We start from the raw sequence: 19,751 nt of genomic DNA on the forward strand, positions 1-19,751 counted from the left end.
CCTTGATGTATTTGATGCGAAGAAATCAGTGCGTTACGTGACCGTGGCTGCGGTGCTTGGTCACGAAGCCCAGCAGCAGACACATCACGAACACCGCCAGATACAGGCCGTTGGCTGTGGTCAGCGCCGCGTGCGCCCCGCCTTTCGCCACGATCGGGCCGGTGACCACGAAGGTCAGCATGGTGCCGATGGTGCCGCAGGTCAGGATAAAGTTGACCAGCTTCGGCGAGGAGACCTTGGTCTGCAGCGAGCCGAGGGTGATCAGCGTGGTGTAGATGGCGCTGGAAACGAAGCCCAGGGCCATGATGTAGTAGCCCAGGTGCTCCGGATTGTCGGTGCTGACGAACAGGTACATCGCGCCGGTGGCCAGCGCGGCCAGCACGGTAACGATGCGCTGTAGATCGAAGAAGCGCAGGATGAAGCTGAACACCCACATGCCGACCATGTATGAGGTCCAGAAGTCGCTCACCAGCTTACCGGCCTGGCCGATGTCCATGTTGAACGACTTGGTGGCGTACTCAGGCACCCACTGAATGAAGCCCAGCTGGCCAAGGATGTAGCACAGCGCGGCGATCGACAGGAACAGCACGCCGATGCCCCATTTTTCTTTCTCGACCGGTTGACCGGCGTCGGCGCCTTTCTTGCCCAGCACCGGGAAGTCGGAGCACAGGGTCAGCACGAAGATCCCCACGTACAGCAGGCCGATGCAGGCATAAACCCAGTACCAGCCGATATGGCGAGCCAGCAGCATGGCGGCGACGATTGGGAAAATCATCCCGGCCATGCTGAAGAAGGAATCGGTGAACAACAGGCGTGAACCGCGCTGGCGGCCGGCATACATGTGGGTGATCAGGAAGGTGCCGATCGACATGGTGATGCCGCTAACCACGCCAAGGATAAACATGCACAGCGAGAACATGGTCAGGCTCTTGCCGAGCATCAGCCCTGCCACCGCCAGCACCATCAGGACAAAGCCGAAGATCAGCTGACGCTTCAGCGGGATGATTTCCATCAGCCAGGCATTGAGGAAGATCGAAATCAAAATGCCGGCGTTGAGGAAAGTAAAGGTGTTACTCATGCTGGAAACCGGCAGATTAAAGTACTCTGCAATGTTTCCCATCACCATCCCTGTGACGATCACTAAAGCACCGGTCAGCGCGTACGAAAAGAAGCTGATCCAGGTAAGCCGTATGCGGTTACTGTCATTCATTATATAGGCCTGAATATGTCTGTTAGAGGTTTTAAAACTGGCATAAGGCCGCTGGCTTTTCCTGGCAAACGCAGAAAAAAGTCCCGTTCAGGCCACCAGGGGGCGGATCCTAGCACAGACAACGGGATTTTTTGTGATGGCTGTCGATTTTTTGATGCAACCCATGAAGGGATGATACGCATTATTGTGATCTATTTGCGTACCGTCACAATGGAATCACGGTTGATGATCGTCGGCTCAAAACGGTGCGTCGGGGTGGCGGGATCGATCAACCTGCGCGCCGCGTATTGCGCCATCTCGCTGATGGGAAAGTGTACGCTGCTCAACGCCGGGCGGACGAAGGGCGCGCGTTCGCCGCTGTCGTAGCAGATCAAGGAGATATCCTGCGGCACCCGCAGGCGGTGCTCGTTGATCGCCAGCAGGGCGCCGATCGCCATCTCTTCGTTGCAGCAGTAGATGGCGCTGGGCGGCGCGGCCTGCCGCAACAGGCGATCGGCGCAGCGGTAACCGCTTTCCAGATCGTAAACGCCCTCCAGACAGGCCACCGGCTCGATATTCGCCGCCTGCATCGCCTCTTCAAACCCTTGCAGCCGCAGGCGGCTCGACGGCCGCTCGCGCGGCCCGCTGATGCAGGCGATGCGCCGGTGTCCGGCGTCGAGCAGTTGCTGGGTCGCCATGCGGCTGGCGAGCGGATGATCGAAGGTGACGCAGCGGTCTTCCAGCCCCGGCACCAGACGATCGAGCAACACGAAATGACGTTGCTCCGCCGCCAGCTGGCGCAGCCGATCGTCACTGAGAAAACGCACGTGCAGGATCACGCCGTCGCAGCGCAGGCTGAACAGCCGCTGCACCGCCTGCCATTCGTTTTCGGCGCTGTTGCGGCCCTGGGTCACCAGCAGCTGCTTGCCGTGGGATTCGGCCTCGGTTTGCACGAAGTCCATCAGCGCGCCGAAGAAGCCGCCGCGATACGACGTGGTGACCAACCCGAGGGTATTGCTATGGCTGGAGGCGAGCGCGCGGGCCGCCGGGTTGGGGGTGTAACCGAGCTGGGCGACGGCGCGCTCAACCTTCTCGCGGGTCGGCGCTTTGACGTTGCTGTCGCCGTTCACTACCCGCGATACGGTGGCGCGCGATACGCCCGCCAGCGCCGCGACATCTTCCAGTGTCACCATCGTCCAACTCCTGATTACGGCTAAAAAAATGGGTTCGGCGCGCCGAACCCCTGTCATACCGCGCGCAGGCGCTTACCTGAACTGCGGCAAATACGGCGCGTTTATCGTCAACACCTCGTCCAGCAACGGCTGCGCCAGATTAGCGTTGCCCACCAGCGGGTTGGCGATCAGCGCCAGCAAGCCGCTGCGGCGATCGCCGTGCACCGCGGCCTCGATGGTCAGGCGTTCGTAGGCTTTCACCTGCTGCGTCAGCGCCTGCATCGGTTCCGACAGCGGGCCGAAGGTCAGCGGATGCGCGCCCTGAGCATCGACGATACAGTTGATTTCTATCACAGCATCGTCCGGCAGGCCATGGATTGCGCCGCGGTTTGCGGTGTTGACCACTAATTGCGTGCCGAGATTATTATGGATAGCACGGATCAGCTCCAGCGCAACTTCGGAATAGAAAGAACCGCCGCGGAAGCTGAGCTGCTCCGGCTTACTGTTCAACTGCGGATCGGCATACAGCTCGAACAGCTCTTTTTCTACCTGCATCACCTGCTCGGCGCGGGTGCCGCGCTCGCCGGCGGCGGCCATCTCTTCCGCCAGCATCTCGCGGGTCTGGTAAAAATAGCGGTGGTACGGGCAGGGGATGGCGCCGAGCGCGCGCAGGAAGTCCGGCTGCCAGGGCTCTTCCTTGATGTTGTTCATGGTCAGCGCCGCGCCGTCGCACAGCATGTCGATCACGTTGCCGGTGACGTCGCGCCCCTGCTGCGTGACCTGATGCACCCAGACCATGTGGTTCAAACCGGCGAACCGCAGCTGCACGTCGGCGTAAGGCGCCTGCAGCATGTTGGCGATCATGTGATGCATGCTGATCGGTACGTTGCACAGGCCGATGATCTTCGCTTTGGTAAAGCGGGACACCGCCTCGGTGACGATGCCGGCCGGGTTGGTGAAGTTGATGATCCAGGCGTCCGGTGCCAGCTTTTCCACCCGACGGGCGATATCCAGCATTACCGGAATGGTGCGCAGCGCTTTGGCGAAGCCGCCGACGCCGGTGGTCTCCTGGCCGAGCAGCTGATATTTGAGGCCCAGCCGTTCGTCGGCGGCGCGCGCCGGCAGTTGCCCGACGCGGAACTGGGTCAGCACGAAAGCGGCGCCGCGAATCGCTTCGTCCAGCGCGAAGTGCACGCTGACCTTCACCTGTTCCAGCCCGTGGCGCGCCAGCATGCGGCGGGTCAGGGCGGCGATGGTTTCCACCTTTTGGCGGCCTGGCTCGACGTCCACCAGCGCCAGTTCGGTGACCGGCAGCTCATCGATGCGTTGGATCAGCCCATCGACCAGTTCGGGAGTGTAGCTGCTGCCACCGCCAATCACCGCGATTTTGAGCGTGCTCATGAGTGGCCCTCCGTTTGCGACTGACGGCGATAGAGCTCGATCATGTCGTCGGCCAGATCCTGGATCACCATGGCGTTCATCAGATGATCCTGCGCATGTACCGTGATCAGGTTGATCGCCAGCTTGCCGCAGCCTTCGTCCAGGCCGATCAGCTCGGTCTGGATCAGGTGCGCCTTCTTCACCCACTCTTTGGATTCGACCATGTGTTTGGCCGCGGCGGCGAAGTCACCGGCGCGCGCTTGCCGCAGCGCCATCAACGCATTACTGCGCGCGCTGCCGGAGAACACCAGCAGTTCCATGATGGTGCTTTCAAACTCGGGGCTGACTTCAGTCATCAATTCACTCACGTCATTTCTCCAGGGGTTGCGCGGCGACGCCGCCGTGGGATACCTCAGTATCCGTTCTTTTTATAATGAGAGCGCTCTCATTTATATAGGGTAACGGCAACGGGTGTGCAAACTGGGAGGTAGATCGCAAAAAACGCCCCGGGGCGGCGCTGGGCAAAAAATGCGTGACGCGGTTGGCAAAAAAGCCTTCTGCGCCCATACTTTCCGCAGCAAAATTCAGGGCCGCCTAGGATATGTCCCGTAATTGGGTAAATATAGGTAAATGGCTGGCACTTGCCGATACAGCTCTTTAGAATCAAAGCGCTTTTCCGTTGTTTGTCTCTCAGAGAAAGGACCCGTTAATGTTCAAACGTACTTTAGTGACCTTCGTCGCGCTGTGTTCCCTGACCGCAGTGGCGCCAGCCGCACTCGCCGCCGGTGAGACCCACGTCATGCTGACGACCTCGGCGGGGAATATCGAGTTGGCGCTCGACAGCCAGAAGGCACCGGTTTCCAGCCAGAACTTCGTCGACTACGTGAACAGCGGGTACTACAACAACACCATCTTCCACCGCGTGATCCCGGGCTTTATGATCCAGGGCGGCGGTTTCACCGCTGACATGCAGCAAAAATCCACCAAGGCGCCGATCAAGAACGAAGCCGACAACGGCTTGCGCAACCTGCGCGGCACCATCTCGATGGCGCGCACCGCCGACAAGGACAGCGCCACCAGCCAGTTCTTCCTGAACGTGGCGGATAACGCCTTCCTGGATCACGGCCAGCGTGACTTCGGCTACGCGGTATTCGGCAAAGTGGTGAAAGGCATGGACGTCGTGGACAAGATCGCTCAGGTGCCGACCGGCAACGTCGGCCCTTACCAGAATGTGCCGACCAAACCGGTGGTGATTCTGTCGGCCAAGGTGCTGCCGTAAGTTTTTTGGCCGATCCCGCCGGGGTCGGCCGTCCTTCCTCACGAAGCCTTGCCTTCATCACTGTTTTCTCCCGCGCCCCATGCTCTAATCGGCAGACAATAATCAGACCGGAAATCCGGCGTTCGCCCTTTGTTGTCTCTGGATGAGTTGCTGCCATGTATGAATTTAACCAGGTGCTGTTGCTGTTGCAGCAGATGTGCGTCTATCTCGTCATCGCCTATCTGCTGAGCAAAACCCCGCTGTTTATCCCGCTGATGCAGGTGACCATTCGCCTGCCGCACAAGCTGCTGTGTTACGTGATCTTCTCGGTGTTCTGCATCATGGGCACCTATTTCGGGTTGCACATTCAGGATTCGATCGCCAATACCCGCGCGATAGGCGCGGTCCTGGGCGGCTTGCTGGGCGGGCCGTCGGTAGGCTTTCTGGTCGGGCTGACCGGCGGGCTGCACCGGTATACGCTCGGCGGCATGACCGACGTGGCCTGCGCGATCTCCACGGTGTCGGAAGGCTTGGTCGGCGGCATCGTACACAGCATCGCCATGCGCCGCGGGCGCATCGAACTGCTGTTCAATCCGCTGTTCGTCGGCGGCGTGGCGCTGGTGGCGGAAGTGTTGCAGATGGCGATCATTCTGGCGGTGGCGCGCCCTTACAACGAGGCGTTGCAGCTGGTGGAACACATCGCGCTGCCGATGATGATCGCCAATACCGTCGGCGCGGCGATGTTTATGCAAATCCTGCTGGATCGGCGCGCGATGTTCGAGAAATACACCAGCGCTTTCTCTTCCAAGGCGCTGAAAATCGCCGAGCGTACCGAGGGTATCCTGCGGCAGGGCTTCGATCAGGAAAACAGCATGAAGGTCGCCCGGGTGATTTATCAGGAACTGGGTATCGGCGCGGTGGCGATCACCGATCGCGACAAGCTGTTGGCGTTTATCGGCATCGGCGACGATCACCACCTGCCGGGGACGCCGATCGCCTCGGTGCATTCGCATCGCGCCATCGACAACAACGAGGTGGTGTACGCCGACGGCAACCAGCTCTCTTACTGCTGCTCGATCAATCCGGCCTGCAAGCTGGGATCGACGCTGGTGATCCCGCTGCGCGGCGAAAACCAGCGGGTCATCGGCACCATCAAGCTGTACGAACCGAAAAGCCAGCTGTTCAGCACCATCAACCGCACGCTGGGCGAAGGCATCGCCAGCCTGCTCTCGGCGCAGATCATGGCCGGACAGTACGAGCGCCACAAGCAGTTGTTGGCGCAGTCGGAGATCAAGCTGTTGCATGCGCAGGTCAACCCGCATTTCCTGTTCAATGCGTTGAATACGCTGGTGGCGGTGATCCGCCGTGATGGCGAGCGCGCCTGCGAGTTGGTGCAGTCCCTTTCGACCTTCTTTCGCAAAAACCTCAAGCGCTCGGATGATGAAGTCAGCCTGGCGGACGAGATAGAACATGTGAACGCCTACCTGCAGATCGAGAAAGCGCGTTTCGCCGATCGGCTGGAGATTGCGGTATCGCTGCCCGAGGCGCTGCTGGCGGCGCGGCTGCCGGCGTTTTCGCTGCAGCCGATCGTCGAGAACGCCATCAAGCACGGCACCTCGCATCTGTTGGGCGTGGGCCGCATCGAAATCGGCGCCTGCTGCGAAGGCGATCATCTGCTGCTGCAGGTGACGGACAACGCCGGGCTGTTCCAGCCGAAACCGAACTGCAGCGGGCTGGGTATGAATCTGGTGGATAAACGCATTCGCGTGCGCTACGGCGAAGGCTATGGCGTGCAGGTGGATTGCCGGCCGGACGCCTATACCCGCATTACGCTCAATGTTCCCATGGAGAGGGCCGCCTGATGTTAAACGCACTGATTGTTGACGATGAGCCTTCCGCGCGCGACAACCTGCGCCATCTGCTGGAGGCCGAAGCGGGGATCACGATCATCGGCGAATGCGCCAACGCCATCGAAGCCATCAGCCAGATCCACCGGCTGCAGCCGGATGTGGTGTTTCTCGATATTCAAATGCCGCGCATCAGCGGGCTGGAAATGGTCGGCATGCTGGATCCCAATCGGATGCCGCACATCGTGTTTCTGACCGCCTACGACGAATACGCGGTGCAGGCGTTCGAGGAGCACGCCTTCGACTATCTGCTGAAGCCGGCGGAGCCGAAGCGGCTGAGCAAGACGCTGCAACGCCTGCGGCAGCGCAGTGCGCCGCAGGATGTGACGGCGCTGGATGAGAGCGCCGGCTACCTGAAATACATTCCCTGCACCGGCCACAGCCGCATCTATCTGCTGCGGTTCGACGAGGTGTTGGCGATCCGTTCCAAACTGAGCGGGGTATTCGTGGTGCGCAGCGACGGCATGGAGTGTTTCACCGAATTGACGCTGCGCACGCTGGAAAGCCGTACGCCGCTGGTGCGCTGCCATCGGCAGTATTTGGTCAACCTGGAGCAGGTGCGCGAGATCCGCTTCGAAGAAGGCGGCGCGGCGGAGATGATCATGTCCGCCGGCGATCCGGTGCCGGTCAGCCGGCGCTATTTGAAAGCGCTGAAGGAGCAACTGGGGCTGCGGGGGTGACGCAGGTCTTAGGGGGATTCTGAAAAGACAGGCATCATGGGCGTCCCGACGGCGCCCTTTTTGTTTGTCCTTGACGGGGTTACGCGGCGCTTATAGCTTTATTGCATCAACAGGCGCGTTTCGCGCCGCGTCAGCGTCAAAGGAACAGAAAATGAGTGAACCACGGATTATCGCCAAGGCGATGAAAGACGGAAAACCGGAACAGGATCTGGTGATTTTGCCGGCGTTGGCCAACCGCCACGGGTTGATTACCGGGGCAACCGGCACCGGCAAGACGGTGACGCTGCAAAAAATGGCCGAACAGTTCTCGCGCATCGGCGTGCCGGTGTTCCTGTCGGACGTGAAGGGCGATCTGTCCGGCATCGGCGCCGAGGGCGTGCCTTCCGAGAAGCTGCAGGCGCGCCTGGCGGCGATCGGCGTCACCGACTGGCAGCCGCAGGCCTGCACCATTATCCCGTGGGATATTTACGGCGAAAAGGGGCATCCGATCCGCGCCACGATTTCCGATCTCGGGCCGCTGCTGCTGGGGCGCCTGTTGGATCTGAACGAGGTGCAAAGCGGCGTGCTGCAGCTGGTGTTCAAAATCGCCGATGACAATGCGCTGCTGCTGTTGGACATGAAAGACCTGCGCGCCATGGTGCAGTTCGTCGGCGATAACGCCAAACAATTCCAGACTCAGTACGGCAACATCTCTGCCGCGTCGATCGGCGCCATCCAGCGCGGGTTGCTGACGCTGGAAGAGCAGGGCGCCAACCAGTTCTTCGGCGAGCCGATGCTGGACATCAACGATCTGATGAAAACCGACGCCAACGGTCATGGCGTGATCAACCTGCTGGCGGCGGACAAGCTGATCAATCAGCCGAAGCTGTATTCAGTGTTCCTGCTGTGGCTGCTGGCCGAGCTGTTTGAACATCTGCCGGAAGTGGGCGATCCTGAACAGCCGAAGCTGGTGTTCTTCTTCGATGAAGCGCACCTGCTGTTCAACGACGCGCCGGCGGCGCTGTTGACCAAGATCGAACAGGTGGTGCGCCTGATCCGCTCCAAAGGCGTCGGCATTTACTTCGTCACCCAGAACCCGCTGGATATCCCGGACAGCGTGCTGGGCCAGTTGGGCAACCGCGTACAGCATGCGCTGCGCGCCTTCACGCCGCGCGATCAGAAGGCGGTGAAAACGGCGGCGCAAACCCTGCGCGCCAATCCGGCCTTCGATGCTGAAACGGCGATCACCGAGCTGGGCGTGGGCGAAGCGCTGGTGTCATTCCTCGACGAGAAGGGCCGGCCGAACGTGGTGGAGCGGGCGATGGTCATCGCGCCGGAATCCAAGATGGGCATGCTCGGCGCGGAAGGGCTGAACAGCGCGATCAACAAGTCGCCGCTGTATGGCCGCTATGAAGACATGATTGACCGCGAGTCCGCCTACGAGAAGCTGTCGTCGGGCGGCTTCGCCACCGTCGGCACTGCGCAGCAGGGGCAGCAACCGCAGGCGCAAGCGCAGCAACAGACGGGCGGCGGCCTGATGGACGGATTGAACGAGCTGCTGTTCGGTTCCACCGGCCCGCGCGGCGGCAAACGCGACGGCATCGTCCAGACCGCTGCCAAGAGCATGGCGCGCGATCTTGGCCGGCAGATCCTGCGCGGCGTACTGGGTTCGATCACCGGCGGCCGTAAAAAGTAAGCGGAAATTATCGTCGGCAGCGGCGGGTTAAATCAGTAAACTATGGCAGCGTTTTTCTCTGCCGGACCTAACATGCTGCTGCTGATCGATAACTACGACTCCTTTACCTATAACCTTTACCAGTACTTCTGCGAGTTGGGCGCCGAGGTGGTGGTGAAGCGCAATGATGAGCTGCAGCTGGCCGATATCGAGCGGCTGGCGCCGCAGCATCTGGTGATTTCCCCCGGCCCTTGTACCCCGAACGAAGCGGGCATCTCGCTGGCCGCCATTCGTCATTTCGCCGGCAAGCTGCCGATCCTCGGCGTGTGCCTGGGGCACCAGGCGCTGGGGCAGGCGTTCGGCGCCGAGGTGGTGCGCGCCCGCGCGGTGATGCACGGCAAAACCTCGGCCATTCGCCATCTGGGCGTCGGCGTGTTTCGCGGCCTGAGCGATCCGCTGACCGTGACGCGTTACCATTCGCTGGTGCTGAAAGCCGATACGCTGCCGGATTGCTTTGAAGTGACCGCCTGGAGCGAACGCGACGGCGTGCGCGACGAGATCATGGGTATCCGCCACCGCACGCTGGCGCTGGAAGGGGTGCAGTTCCACCCGGAAAGCGTGCTCAGCGAGCAGGGCCATCAGCTGTTGGACAATTTTCTCAGGCGTTAATCCCTTCGCATTTTTTTCGCCCGTCAGGCGTTTTGCATTTGCGCTTTAGTGTTTTTTTATGCATATTTCGTGATTATATTTTCATTATAACATCGCGATAGCGCTGAAAAACCTTCAGGGTGGAGCCGAAAATGACTGACAAATCCGCAGTGAGCCGCAGCACCTTTGACCAGGTGATCCTGCCTGTTTATGCACCCGCCCAGTTTGTGCCGGTGCGCGGCCAAGGCAGCCGGGTCTGGGATCAGCAGGGAAAAGAGTACATCGATTTTTCCGGCGGCATCGCGGTGACGGCGCTGGGGCACTGCCATCCGGCGCTGGTCGAGGCGCTCAAACGCCAGGGCGAAACCTTGTGGCATACCAGCAACGTCTTCACCAATGAGCCCGCGCTGCGCCTGGCGAGCAAACTGATCGACGCCACCTTCGCCGATCGGGTGTTCTTCGCCAACTCCGGCGCAGAGGCCAACGAGGCGGCGTTCAAATTGGCGCGCCATTACGCCATTACCCGTCACAGCCCGTACAAAACTAAAATCATCGCCTTCTATAACGCGTTTCACGGCCGCACGCTGTTCACCGTGTCGGTGGGCGGGCAGGCCAAATATTCCGACGGGTTCGGGCCGAAGCCGGCCGACATCGTGCACGTGCCGTTCAACGATCTGGCGGCGGTGAAAGCGGTGATGGACGACCATACCTGCGCGGTGGTGATGGAGCCGATTCAGGGCGAGGGCGGCATTACGCCGGTCGACGCCGACTTCCTTAAAGGCGTGCGCAAACTGTGCGACCAACATCAGGCGCTGCTGGTGTTCGATGAAGTGCAAAGCGGCATGGGGCGCAGCGGCAAGCTGTTTGCCTATATGCATTATGGCGTGACGCCGGACATTCTCACCACCGCCAAGGCGCTGGGCGGCGGTTTCCCGGTGAGCGCCATGCTGACTACCGAAGAGATTGCATCGGTGATGCAGGTGGGCACTCACGGCACCACCTACGGCGGCAACCCGCTGGCCTGCGCGGTGGCGGAGGCGGCGCTGGATGTGATCAATACGCCGGAGGTGCTGAGCGGCATCGAGCAGCGCCATGCGCTGTATGTGCAGGCTTTGCGGAATATTGGCGATAAATACGGTATTTTCACCGCCATTCGCGGCATGGGGTTGCTGATCGGCGCCGAGCTGACGCCGCATTATCACGGCAGAGCGCGCGATTTCCTCACCGCCGCCGCCGCGCGTGGGCTGATGATCCTCAACGCCGGGCCGAACGTGATCCGCTTCGCGCCGTCGCTGGTGGTGGAGCTGCAGGACATCGAGGCCGGCATGGCGCTGTTCGAGCTGGCGGTGCAGGATGTGATCAACGCCTGAAGCACCTGCGGCGAATAACGGGGCGCGGCATGCCGCGCCCTTATTGATCGCGCAGTTTACGCTTGAGCCAGATGCCGTGGTGCGGGCGCTGGCGCCAGGCCAGCGACGAAATGGTGTGCATGACGCTCAGGTGCGACAGAATACGCCGCAAATGACGTTCCATCTCGGTGACGGGCATCTCCGGATGCAGATCCGGCGGCTGCATGATGCCGCTGTTGTCACTGCTCGGGCCGTCGTATTCCAACCGCTGCTGGCAGCTTTGCAGCGCGATTTCACAGGTTTGCAGATACGCTTCCGCCAGCTTTGGCGTCAGCATGTAGTGCTCGCGCGCCAGGATGGTCATGGCGTTCAGGTGTTCGACGATGAACTGGCTGTGAGTGACCCACAGCCGCATGTCCGCCAGATAGTTCGAGGCGAACCCCGGTTCCTGCATCGCCTGATTGAGCGAAGTGAACAGCGCATTGTGCGCCTGGTTGACCTGCATGCGGGCATAGGCCAACGCGGTGGCGTCCGGCTCCGGTTGCTTCAGCATCAGCCGCAGCGCGGCTTGATCGTTTTCCAGCGCCTGATGGGCATTCTTGCGCAGCAGTCCGCTTTGCCACTGCGGCCACAGCCAAATGGTGCCGCCGAACGCCAGCACGCAGCCGATCAGCGTATCGATCAGACGCGGCACCAAAAAATGCGAGCCGTTCAGCGCCAGCAGCTGCAGGGTGTAAACCGCCGTGACCGTAAAGCCAATCACTGACAGCCCGTAGTTCTTGCGCGAAACCAGGTAGGCCAGCAGCGTGATCATCAGCATGATGCTCAGTGTTTCTGCTTCCGGTAACTGCAGCTGCAACAGCCCGGCCGCCAGCAACAGACCGGCGATCGTGCCGAGCGCACGGTGCTGAATACGCACCCGGGTGGCGTTATAGCCGTTTTGGCTCACCAGCATGATGGTGAGCAGTATCCAGTACGGCTTCGGCAGATTGAATACCGCCCCCAGGCTGCTGCCGACCGCCAGCGTCACCCCCAGCCGCGCGGCGTTGCGCAGCGCCGTGGATTTGAACGACAGGTAGCTGGCCAACGCCGGCCAAAACGGCAGGCGATGCTGGCTGGGCATCAAATCGCGGCGGTACAGCGGATGCTGGGTGCGCAGCAGGCGGGCAATGCGGCTGAAATGGTAGTAACAAAACTGGCCGACCGGGTTGTCGGGATGCTGCGCCGCCATTTTTTCCAGCGCCCCCAGTTCGTGCGTCATGGAAAAGCGCTTCGAATGTTGATGGTAGAGAATATCGTGCGCCACCACGCGCAGCCGCCCGGCGATCACCTGAGCGTTGCGGCGAATGATCGCTTCGGCCTGGCTCTGCTCCATCAGTTTTTGTACTTCCTCCGGCAAGTGCAGGCTGACGGTGATGTGCTCCTGCAGATCCATCGCCACCTGAAAGGCGCGTTGCAGACGCTTTTGATCGAGGTTGTTGGCGTGCGGCAGGAAATTAAGCTGTTGGTACAGCAGGCTGATCAGATCCATCACCTTTTGCTGGCGCACCAGCAGCGGCGGCAGCGCGGTTTGCGGATCGGTGTGCTGAGTCAGCAGCGAGTATTTGGCTTCGAAGTAGTCCGCCAGTTCCAGATAGAGCTGGCTCAGCGTCTCGCGCATCGGCTGCTCTTTCCACAGCCTGAACCAGAACCAGGTGAATAAGCCGTACCAGGCGGTGCCGATCGCGTACAGCAGCGGCGCCTGCCAGAGAGGCACGGTGCCGGCCATGCTGAGGGAGAAGATGGCGGCCACCAACGCCGCCGGCAACAGCCGGGCGTGCAGCGGGCTGATTTCGCCGGTGACGCCGAGCAGCAGCGCCAGGCCCAGCATCAGCGCCGGCAGCGGCACGTGCCACAGCAGGGCTTGCTGCAGCAGCAGGCTGCTGAGGGCAAACAGCGCACCGCCGACGATCAGCCGTTTAAAGAAGCGCCTATGCGGCGTGTCCAGACCGGCGATATTGCAGCAGGCGGGCACCAGAGAGAACATCAGGCCGAGCTGCAGCTGGCCAATCAGCAGGCCAAACAGCACCGGCAGGCACAACACCAGCGTTTGTCGCAGTGCGTAGTTGACTTCCGGGTGGTAAATCAGGCGGCGCCACATGGCAGAGAGCAGACAAAAAAACGGCGCAGATTGCGCCGTTTCTTCAGGGATTAACGGGTGCCGTAGACGACAATGGTCTTGCCGTGGGCGGAAATCAGGTTTTGGTCTTCCAGCATTTTCAGAATACGGCCAACGGTTTCACGCGAGCAGCCGACGATCTGGCCGATTTCCTGGCGGGTGATCTTGATCTGCATGCCGTCCGGGTGAGTCATGGCGTCGGGTTGCTTCGCCAGATTCAGCAGGGTTTGCGCGATGCGGCCGGTGACGTCCAGGAAGGCGAGGTTGCCCACTTTTTCGGAGGTAACCTGCAGGCGGCTCGCCATTTGGGCGGACAGACGCATCAGGATGTCCGGGTTCACCTGGATCAGCTGGCGGAATTTCTTGTAGGAAATTTCGGCCACTTCACAGGCGGTTTTGGCGCGAACCCAGGCGCTGCGCTCCTGGCCTTCTTCGAACAATCCGAGCTCGCCGATGAAATCCCCCTGGTTGAGGTAGGACAGGATCATCTCTTTACCTTCTTCATCCTTGATCAGCACCGCGACGGAGCCTTTCACGATGTAGTAAAGCGTTTCGGCCTTTTCACCTTGGTGAATCAGCGTACTCTTCGATGGATATTTGTGGATATGGCAATGAGACAGGAACCATTCGAGAGTAGGGTCTGTTTGCGGTTTGCCGAGAACCATTCGCTGTTATCCTCTGTTGTTATCGCTGCCTTGTGTCACAGGGGTCAGAGTTCCCTGTAAAACCCGCCTGTAGCCGCAGTTATGAGCGAGGGCTACCGGCAAGTTTTGAGGCGTGTCATAAAAATACGCTGTCGCTCTAGCATATTAACTTGCCGTAAGCGCTGCAAGCTACATTCTGTTAACATACCGGTAAAGGAGCCTTTCTCTGGGCGTTTCCCTGAAATTCAGTGTCCCGGAAAGATTTATTGCGGCTCTGTTTGTAGCACAGAGTAAGGCGGGTGTCTCGTGTTGTCTCGCTTCAGCATGATTAGCATCAGGTTACGTTGCCTGTTTCTATGCGAAAGCGTACTCTGATTTTAAGAAATCAACCGGAGTGACCAGAATGCAGGCAAGAGTTAAGTGGGTGGAAGGGTTAACGTTTTTGGGTGAATCGGCCTCCGGCCACCAGGTGCTGATGGACGGCAACGCCGGCGATAAAGCGCCCAGCCCGATGGAGATGGTGCTGATGTCGGTGGGTGGCTGCAGCGCGATCGACGTGGTGTCCATCCTGCAAAAAGGGCGCAACGACGTGCGCGACTGCGAGGTGAAGCTGACCTCCGAGCGCCGTGCAGAAGCCCCGCGGTTGTTCACCCATATCAACCTGCACTTCATCGTCACCGGCCAGGATCTGACCGACAAAATCGTAGAGCGAGCGGTGAACCTGTCGGCGGAGAAGTACTGCTCGGTGGCGCTGATGCTCAACAAGGCCGCCACGGTGACCCACAGCTTCGAGATCCGCCAGCCGGCGTAATCGAGACGGAGCGCGGCCCGCCGCCGCGCTCAACGCGCTTATTCGATCTTCTTGCCTTCCAGCAGCCGCTGCACCAGCGGCGCCATGATCAGCTCCATCGCCAGCCCCATCTTGCCGCCCGGCACCACTAACGTATTGATGTGCGAGATAAACGAGCCCTGCAGCATCGCCAGCAAATAGGGGAAGTCAATCTGATCCAGCCCGCGGAAGTGGATCACCACGAAGCTTTCATCCAGTGAGGGAATGGCTTTGGCGGCGAACGGGTTGGAAGTATCCACCGTCGGTACGCGCTGGAAGTTGATGTGGGTGCGCGAGAACTGCGGCGTGATGTAGTTGATGTAGTCTTCCATCGAACGCACCACCGAATCCATCACCGCCTCGCGGGAGTGGCCGCGTTCGCCGGTATCGCGGATCAGCTTCTGTATCCACTCCAGGTTGACGATCGGCACCACGCCGACCAGCAGATCGACGTGGTTGGCCACGTCATGGTGCTCGGTGACCACACCGCCGTGCAGCCCCTCGTAGAACAGCACGTCGGTCGGCGCCGGCAGCGGCTCCCACGGGGTGAAGGTGCCCGGCACCTGATTGTAGGGTACCGCTTCGTCGTAGGTGTGCAGGTACTTGCGCGAACGGCCGGTGCCGTTTTTGCCGTACTCGATAAAGCTCTGCTGCAGCAGACCGAAGTCGTTGGCCTCGGGGCCGAAATAGCTGATGTGTCTGCCCAGATCGCGCGCCTTGCGGATCGCCGCGTCCATTTCCGGCCGGGTGTAGCGGTGGAAGCTGTCGCCCTCCAGCTCGGCGGCGCGAATGTTGAGCTGTTGGAAGATTTTGCGGAACGCCACGCTGGTGGTGGTGGTGCCGGCGCCGCTGGAACCGGTCACCGCGATAACGGGATGTTTGGCAGACATGGTGGTTGTCACTCCGTGTTGAATGCGCCGGCGTCAGGGGATTATTGTGGCTCTTGTTGACGCTCTCTATGTCAGGAAAAAATGGCGCGCGCTGGTTTGCAATGTCCCATTGTTACCTGATTTTTTCCGTCAGTCATAGAACCGGGCGCCACTAAATTTCTTCCTGCCCGGCGCGGAACTGACCGCGCGGCATGATGTTGACGCTCTCATGCAGTTCCGACCACACCAGCACCACTTCGCCGTTTTTCAGCTGGCGGCGCACGTCCTCCACCTTCTGCTCCAGCGATCGTTCGTGCTCGCCGTAATCGGTGCCTTCACGCAGCACAAAGGATTCGATCAGGCTGTTCAGGGTGTCGGTTGCCAGTTCTTGCCAGGGAATGATCACGTCGGGATGTCCAGATAAGGGGAAAGCCAGGCCGGAATGCGATGCTCCAGCCACATGTGCGGTTTTTTCAGCGTGCCGCCGACAAAGCCGACGTGGCCGCCGAACTCGGTCAGCTGATATTCGATATTGCGCGGCAGGCCGGCGACGTCGGGGATCACCTCATGGGTCATGAAGGGATCGTCCTTCGCATGGATGATCAGCAGCGGCGTTTGGATCGCCGGCAACAGCGGCAGGGCGCTGCAGCGGCGATAATAATCGGTGGCGTCGCTGAAGCCGTGAATGCGCGAGGTGATGGCGTCGTCGAATTCGCGGATGCGCCGCAACCCGTTCAGCTGTGACAGCTTGAGCGGCAGGGTGTCCGGGTAGTGCAACAGCTTGCGGGTGGCGTTTTGTTTCAGCTGCCCCAACAGGTAGCGCTGATAGACGCGGGAGAAACCTTGCTCCATGCGATAGGCGCAGGGCTCCAGCATCAGCGGCGCCGAGACCACCACCGCCGCCTGCAGCAGGCTGTCGGCGCCTTGCTGCGCCAGATAACAGGCCAGCATGTTGCCGCCGAGCGAAACGCCTACCGCCGCGGTTGGCACCTCGCCGTAGCGGTCGCGCAGCCAGCGCAGGAAGAAACGCGCGTCTTCGGTTTCGCCGGAGTGGTAGATGCGCTGTTTGCGGTTGGGCACGCCGCTGCAGCCGCGAAAGTGCATCACCACCCCGAGCCAGCCGCGCTCGCGCCAGGCGTTGAGCAGGCCATGCGCGTAGGGGCTGTAGAAGCTGCCCTCCAGACCGTGGAACAGCACCGCGCGCGGTTTGTCGCGCGCCTGCGCCGGATCCTCGCTCCAGGCGAGATCGACGAAATCGCCGTCGGGCAATTCCAGCCGTTGCCAATGCGGTTTCAATAACACGCGGCGGCGCACCAGCCGCGGCAACAGCGTTTGCAGGTGCGGGTTACTGGCCCCGGTCAGGGGGCGAAAGACGTCATGCATAGGCGGAGTAAAAATGTTGTTGGCGACTATTGTGAGATCCCAGGCGCACTGTTAGCTTCAATACCAATAACTGACAATGATACTGCAAAAAAGCGCCTTGGGTGAGGAGCACCCGTGCCATGGAACCGAGTTTATTCCTTTCGATGCTGGGCTTCCTGTGGGTCGCCGCCATCACGCCTGGCCCCAATAACCTGCTGCTGACCACCTCCGGCGCTCATTTCGGCTTTATGCGTTCGCTGTGGCTGATGATCGGCATCATGCTCGGCATGCAAAGCATTTTGCTGCTGGTGGCCTTCGGCGTCGGCAGCCTGATCCTGGTTTACCCGTCGCTGCACCTGATCCTGAAAATCCTCGGCAGTTTGTACCTGCTGTGGCTGGCGTGGAAAGTCGCCACCGCCGCCTATGAAAAGCTGGAAACCGACGTGGCGCCGCCGCAGCCGGTGCGGCTGTATCAGGGCTGGCTGTTGCAGTTCCTCAACCCGAAAGCCTGGCTGATGGCGCTGGGCGCGGTGGCGAGCTTCAGCCTGGCGGGCGATAAGTACAACGGTTCCATTGCGGCGATCGCGCTGGGCATTTTGGCGGTAAACATCGTCGCCGGCGTTATCTGGCTGGCGTTCGGCACGGTGATCGGCCGCCTGCTGCGCAGCAAAAAGGCCTGGATTATCTTCAACGTTTCCATGGGGCTGCTGACTGCAGCCTGTGTATTACTGATTTGGCATTAAGGAGCGGAACGATGGCGGAAAACTATTATCACGTGGTCGCCTTTACCGGTGAGGGACTGCGCGGCAACCCGGCCGGGGTCTGCCTGCTGACGCAGCCGCTGCCGACGGAGCGGCTGCAGGCGATCGCCAACGAGATCGGCCTGCCGGAAACCAGCTTTGTCTGGGATGACGGCGACATGACCGCCATTCGCTGGTTTACCCCGGAGCGTGAGGTCGATCTTTGCGGCCACGGCACGCTGGCGGCGGCGCATGTGATGTTCAGCGCGGTTAACCCGGCGCTGAAGGATATTCGCTTCAGATCGGCCGGCGGCGAGCTGTTCGTCAAGCGCGATGAGCGGGACGGGGAGCGGCTGGTGCTTGATTTCCCCGCCAGGCCGCCGCAGAAAGTCGCCGAACCGGCGGGCCTCGCGGCGCTGCTGGGCGTGCAGCCGCAGGAAGTGTGGCAGGCGAAAGCGCTGCTGGCGGTGGTGGAAAATGAGGCGCAGGTGCGCGCGATGCGCCCGGACATCCCGGCGCTGATCGCATTGGCCGGCCGCGCGGTGATCGTCACCGCGCCGGGTGACACCGTGGACTTCGTTTCGCGCTATTTCACTCTCGACGGCGGCGAGGATCCGGTGACCGGTTCCGCGCATTGTACGTTGATGCCCTACTGGACGGCGCGTCTCGGCCGCCATCGGCTGCACGCCCGGCAGATTTCGGCGCGCGGCGGCGAGCTGTTCTGCGAATTGCAAGGGGACCGCACGTTGCTCGGCGGCTACGCTCACGTGTTCTTGCGCGGGACGATCGTGCTGTGATTCGCTTTAATATTACCTAAGGTAATAAAGAAGACTTTTTTATTCTTTTATCGCCCGTCATCGCTCAGATAAAACTGTCAGCAACTGAACAGATTTTTATCAACGGAGCGGAACATGGCGGGCAAATTCTTTTCTTTACGCAACGCGGCGCTGCTGGCGCTGTCGCTCAGCGCGGCCAGCGCCTATGCGGTGGACGTCACCGTGGCGTACCAGACGTCGGCGGAGCCGGCCAAGGTGGCGCAGGCGGAAAACAGCTTCGCCAAACAGTCCGGTGCGACCGTCGACTGGCGTAAGTTCGACAGCGGCTCCAGCGTGTTGCGCGCGCTGGCCTCCGGCGACGTGCAGATCGGCAATATTGGCTCCAGCCCGCTGGCGGTGGCCGCCAGCCAAAAACTCCCCATCGAAGTGTTCCTCATCGCCTCGCAGCTCGGCAGTTCCGAAGCGCTGGTGGTGAAGAATGACATCAAAAGCCCGCAGGATCTGATCGGCAAGCGCATCGCGGTGCCGTTTATTTCTACGACTCATTACAGCCTGCTGGCCTCGCTCAAACATTGGGGCATCAAGCCTGAACAGGTGAAGATCCTCAATCTGCAGCCGCCGGCCATCGCCGCCGCCTGGCAGCGCGGCGACATCGACGGCGCCTACGTCTGGGCGCCGGTGGTCAACGAACTGGCCAAACAGGGCAAGGTGTTGACCGACTCCGCGCAGGTGGGCGAATGGGGTTCGCCAACCCTGGACGTGTGGGTGGTGCGCAAAGACTTCGCCGAGAAACATCCCGACGTGGTGACCGCCTTTGCCGCCAGCGCCCTGCAGGCGCAGAAGGCCTACCTGGCAGCGCCGGAACAGTGGCTGAAAGATCCGAGCCATCTCAGCACCTTGGCGCGCTTGAGCGGCGTGCCGGAAGCGCAGGTGCCGGAGCTGGTGAAGGGGAACCGTTATCTGCCGGTGGCGGATCAGGTCGCCCAACTCGGCCAGCCGGTGGACAAGGCGATCCGCGATACCGCCGAATTCCTCAAGCAGCAGGGCAAGATCCCGCAGGTCGACAGCGACTACAGCGCTTACGTCACCGACCGTTTTGTGAAACAGGTGCAGGCTGCGCCGCAGTCGTAAGGAAG

Annotated in this window: 19 protein-coding genes; 10 read left to right on the forward strand and 9 right to left on the reverse strand. The window is 60.9% G+C overall.

What is annotated here, in order from left to right; translation table 11 throughout:
* Window positions 1-25: 25 nt before the first annotated feature.
* From tsgA to ACJ8IP_RS22875, 4 genes are all read right to left on the reverse strand, one after another.
* Window positions 26-1,210: an MFS transporter TsgA gene (gene tsgA, locus ACJ8IP_RS22860; RefSeq protein WP_025304528.1), complete on the reverse strand. Its 1,185-nt coding sequence runs from the start codon at window positions 1,208-1,210 to the stop codon at window positions 26-28.
* Between the two features lie 191 nt (window positions 1,211-1,401).
* Window positions 1,402-2,382: a LacI family DNA-binding transcriptional regulator gene (locus ACJ8IP_RS22865; protein WP_033645266.1), complete on the reverse strand. Its 981-nt coding sequence runs from the start codon at window positions 2,380-2,382 to the stop codon at window positions 1,402-1,404.
* Window positions 2,383-2,454: 72 nt separating this feature from the next.
* Window positions 2,455-3,762, reverse strand: coding sequence for a 6-phospho-beta-glucosidase (locus ACJ8IP_RS22870; protein WP_033645265.1), 1,308 nt, complete (start codon window positions 3,760-3,762; stop codon window positions 2,455-2,457).
* Window positions 3,759-4,097 (reverse strand): PTS lactose/cellobiose transporter subunit IIA, encoded by a 339-nt coding sequence (locus ACJ8IP_RS22875; RefSeq protein ID WP_164107064.1) that lies wholly within the window; start codon window positions 4,095-4,097, stop codon window positions 3,759-3,761. Before ACJ8IP_RS22875 ends, ACJ8IP_RS22870 begins: the two co-directional genes overlap by 4 nt.
* Window positions 4,098-4,450: 353 nt before the next feature.
* On the opposite strand from ACJ8IP_RS22875, the gene ppiA reads away from it, so the two are divergent.
* The 6 genes from ppiA to argD all read left to right on the forward strand — a co-directional run bounded on the left by ppiA (window position 4,451) and on the right by argD (window position 11,258).
* Window positions 4,451-5,020: a peptidylprolyl isomerase A gene (ppiA, locus tag ACJ8IP_RS22880; RefSeq protein WP_038878108.1), complete on the forward strand. Its 570-nt coding sequence runs from the start codon at window positions 4,451-4,453 to the stop codon at window positions 5,018-5,020.
* Window positions 5,021-5,175: 155 nt separating this feature from the next.
* A complete protein-coding gene (locus tag ACJ8IP_RS22885) occupies window positions 5,176-6,861 on the forward strand; it encodes a sensor histidine kinase (protein WP_033651731.1) in 1,686 nt (561 codons plus the stop codon).
* Entirely contained in the window at window positions 6,861-7,586 is a 726-nt protein-coding gene (btsR, locus tag ACJ8IP_RS22890) for a two-component system response regulator BtsR (RefSeq protein WP_025304522.1), read from the forward strand. Before ACJ8IP_RS22885 ends, btsR begins: the two co-directional genes overlap by 1 nt.
* A 151-nt stretch (window positions 7,587-7,737) precedes the next feature.
* Window positions 7,738-9,261: a helicase HerA-like domain-containing protein gene (locus ACJ8IP_RS22895; protein WP_033645261.1), complete on the forward strand. Its 1,524-nt coding sequence runs from the start codon at window positions 7,738-7,740 to the stop codon at window positions 9,259-9,261.
* A gap of 72 nt (window positions 9,262-9,333) precedes the next feature.
* Window positions 9,334-9,909: an aminodeoxychorismate synthase component II gene (locus ACJ8IP_RS22900; RefSeq protein ID WP_033645386.1), complete on the forward strand. Its 576-nt coding sequence runs from the start codon at window positions 9,334-9,336 to the stop codon at window positions 9,907-9,909.
* A 131-nt stretch (window positions 9,910-10,040) separates the two neighbouring features.
* A complete protein-coding gene (gene argD / locus ACJ8IP_RS22905; RefSeq protein ID WP_164107059.1) occupies window positions 10,041-11,258 on the forward strand; it encodes a bifunctional acetylornithine/succinyldiaminopimelate transaminase in 1,218 nt (405 codons plus the stop codon).
* A 40-nt stretch (window positions 11,259-11,298) separates the two neighbouring features.
* On the opposite strand, the gene ACJ8IP_RS22910 is transcribed toward argD, so the two are convergent.
* Both ACJ8IP_RS22910 and crp read right to left on the reverse strand, forming a co-directional pair.
* Window positions 11,299-13,377 carry a YccS/YhfK family putative transporter gene (locus tag ACJ8IP_RS22910; protein WP_164107060.1) on the reverse strand — a complete coding sequence of 693 codons (2,079 nt, stop codon included), beginning with the start codon at window positions 13,375-13,377 and terminating at the stop codon, window positions 11,299-11,301.
* Between the two features lie 50 nt (window positions 13,378-13,427).
* The gene (crp, locus tag ACJ8IP_RS22915) at window positions 13,428-14,060 is read right to left on the reverse strand and encodes a cAMP-activated global transcriptional regulator CRP (protein WP_004090925.1); all 633 of its coding nucleotides are present in this window, start codon (window positions 14,058-14,060) and stop codon (window positions 13,428-13,430) included.
* 382 nt (window positions 14,061-14,442) lie between these two features.
* On the opposite strand from crp, the gene ACJ8IP_RS22920 reads away from it, so the two are divergent.
* A complete protein-coding gene (locus ACJ8IP_RS22920; RefSeq protein WP_025304517.1) occupies window positions 14,443-14,850 on the forward strand; it encodes an OsmC family protein in 408 nt (135 codons plus the stop codon).
* A 38-nt stretch (window positions 14,851-14,888) separates the two neighbouring features.
* On the opposite strand, the gene ACJ8IP_RS22925 is transcribed toward ACJ8IP_RS22920, so the two are convergent.
* The 3 genes from ACJ8IP_RS22925 to ACJ8IP_RS22935 all read right to left on the reverse strand — a co-directional run bounded on the left by ACJ8IP_RS22925 (window position 14,889) and on the right by ACJ8IP_RS22935 (window position 17,120).
* Window positions 14,889-15,758, reverse strand: coding sequence for a phosphoribulokinase (locus ACJ8IP_RS22925; RefSeq protein WP_042785488.1), 870 nt, complete (start codon window positions 15,756-15,758; stop codon window positions 14,889-14,891).
* A 151-nt stretch (window positions 15,759-15,909) separates the two neighbouring features.
* Entirely contained in the window at window positions 15,910-16,143 is a 234-nt protein-coding gene (locus ACJ8IP_RS22930; protein WP_004930376.1) for a YheU family protein, read from the reverse strand.
* Window positions 16,140-17,120 carry a hydrolase gene (locus tag ACJ8IP_RS22935; protein WP_072626833.1) on the reverse strand — a complete coding sequence of 327 codons (981 nt, stop codon included), beginning with the start codon at window positions 17,118-17,120 and terminating at the stop codon, window positions 16,140-16,142. The genes ACJ8IP_RS22930 and ACJ8IP_RS22935 overlap by 4 nt, the downstream gene beginning before the upstream one ends.
* A gap of 119 nt (window positions 17,121-17,239) precedes the next feature.
* Between ACJ8IP_RS22935 and ACJ8IP_RS22940 the strand changes: the two genes are divergently transcribed.
* The 3 genes from ACJ8IP_RS22940 to tauA all read left to right on the forward strand — a co-directional run bounded on the left by ACJ8IP_RS22940 (window position 17,240) and on the right by tauA (window position 19,746).
* Window positions 17,240-17,842, forward strand: a complete 603-nt coding sequence (locus ACJ8IP_RS22940) for a LysE family translocator (protein WP_033645257.1) — start codon at window positions 17,240-17,242, stop codon at window positions 17,840-17,842.
* A gap of 11 nt (window positions 17,843-17,853) precedes the next feature.
* Entirely contained in the window at window positions 17,854-18,636 is a 783-nt protein-coding gene (locus tag ACJ8IP_RS22945) for a PhzF family phenazine biosynthesis protein (RefSeq protein WP_164107061.1), read from the forward strand.
* Between the two features lie 114 nt (window positions 18,637-18,750).
* Entirely contained in the window at window positions 18,751-19,746 is a 996-nt protein-coding gene (tauA, locus tag ACJ8IP_RS22950) for a taurine ABC transporter substrate-binding protein (RefSeq protein ID WP_164107062.1), read from the forward strand.
* Window positions 19,747-19,751 lie beyond the last annotated feature (5 nt).

The sequence above is a fragment of the Serratia sp. CY52157 genome, assembly GCF_052168495.1.
GTDB classification, from domain to species: Bacteria; Pseudomonadota; Gammaproteobacteria; order Enterobacterales; family Enterobacteriaceae; genus Serratia; species Serratia ureilytica.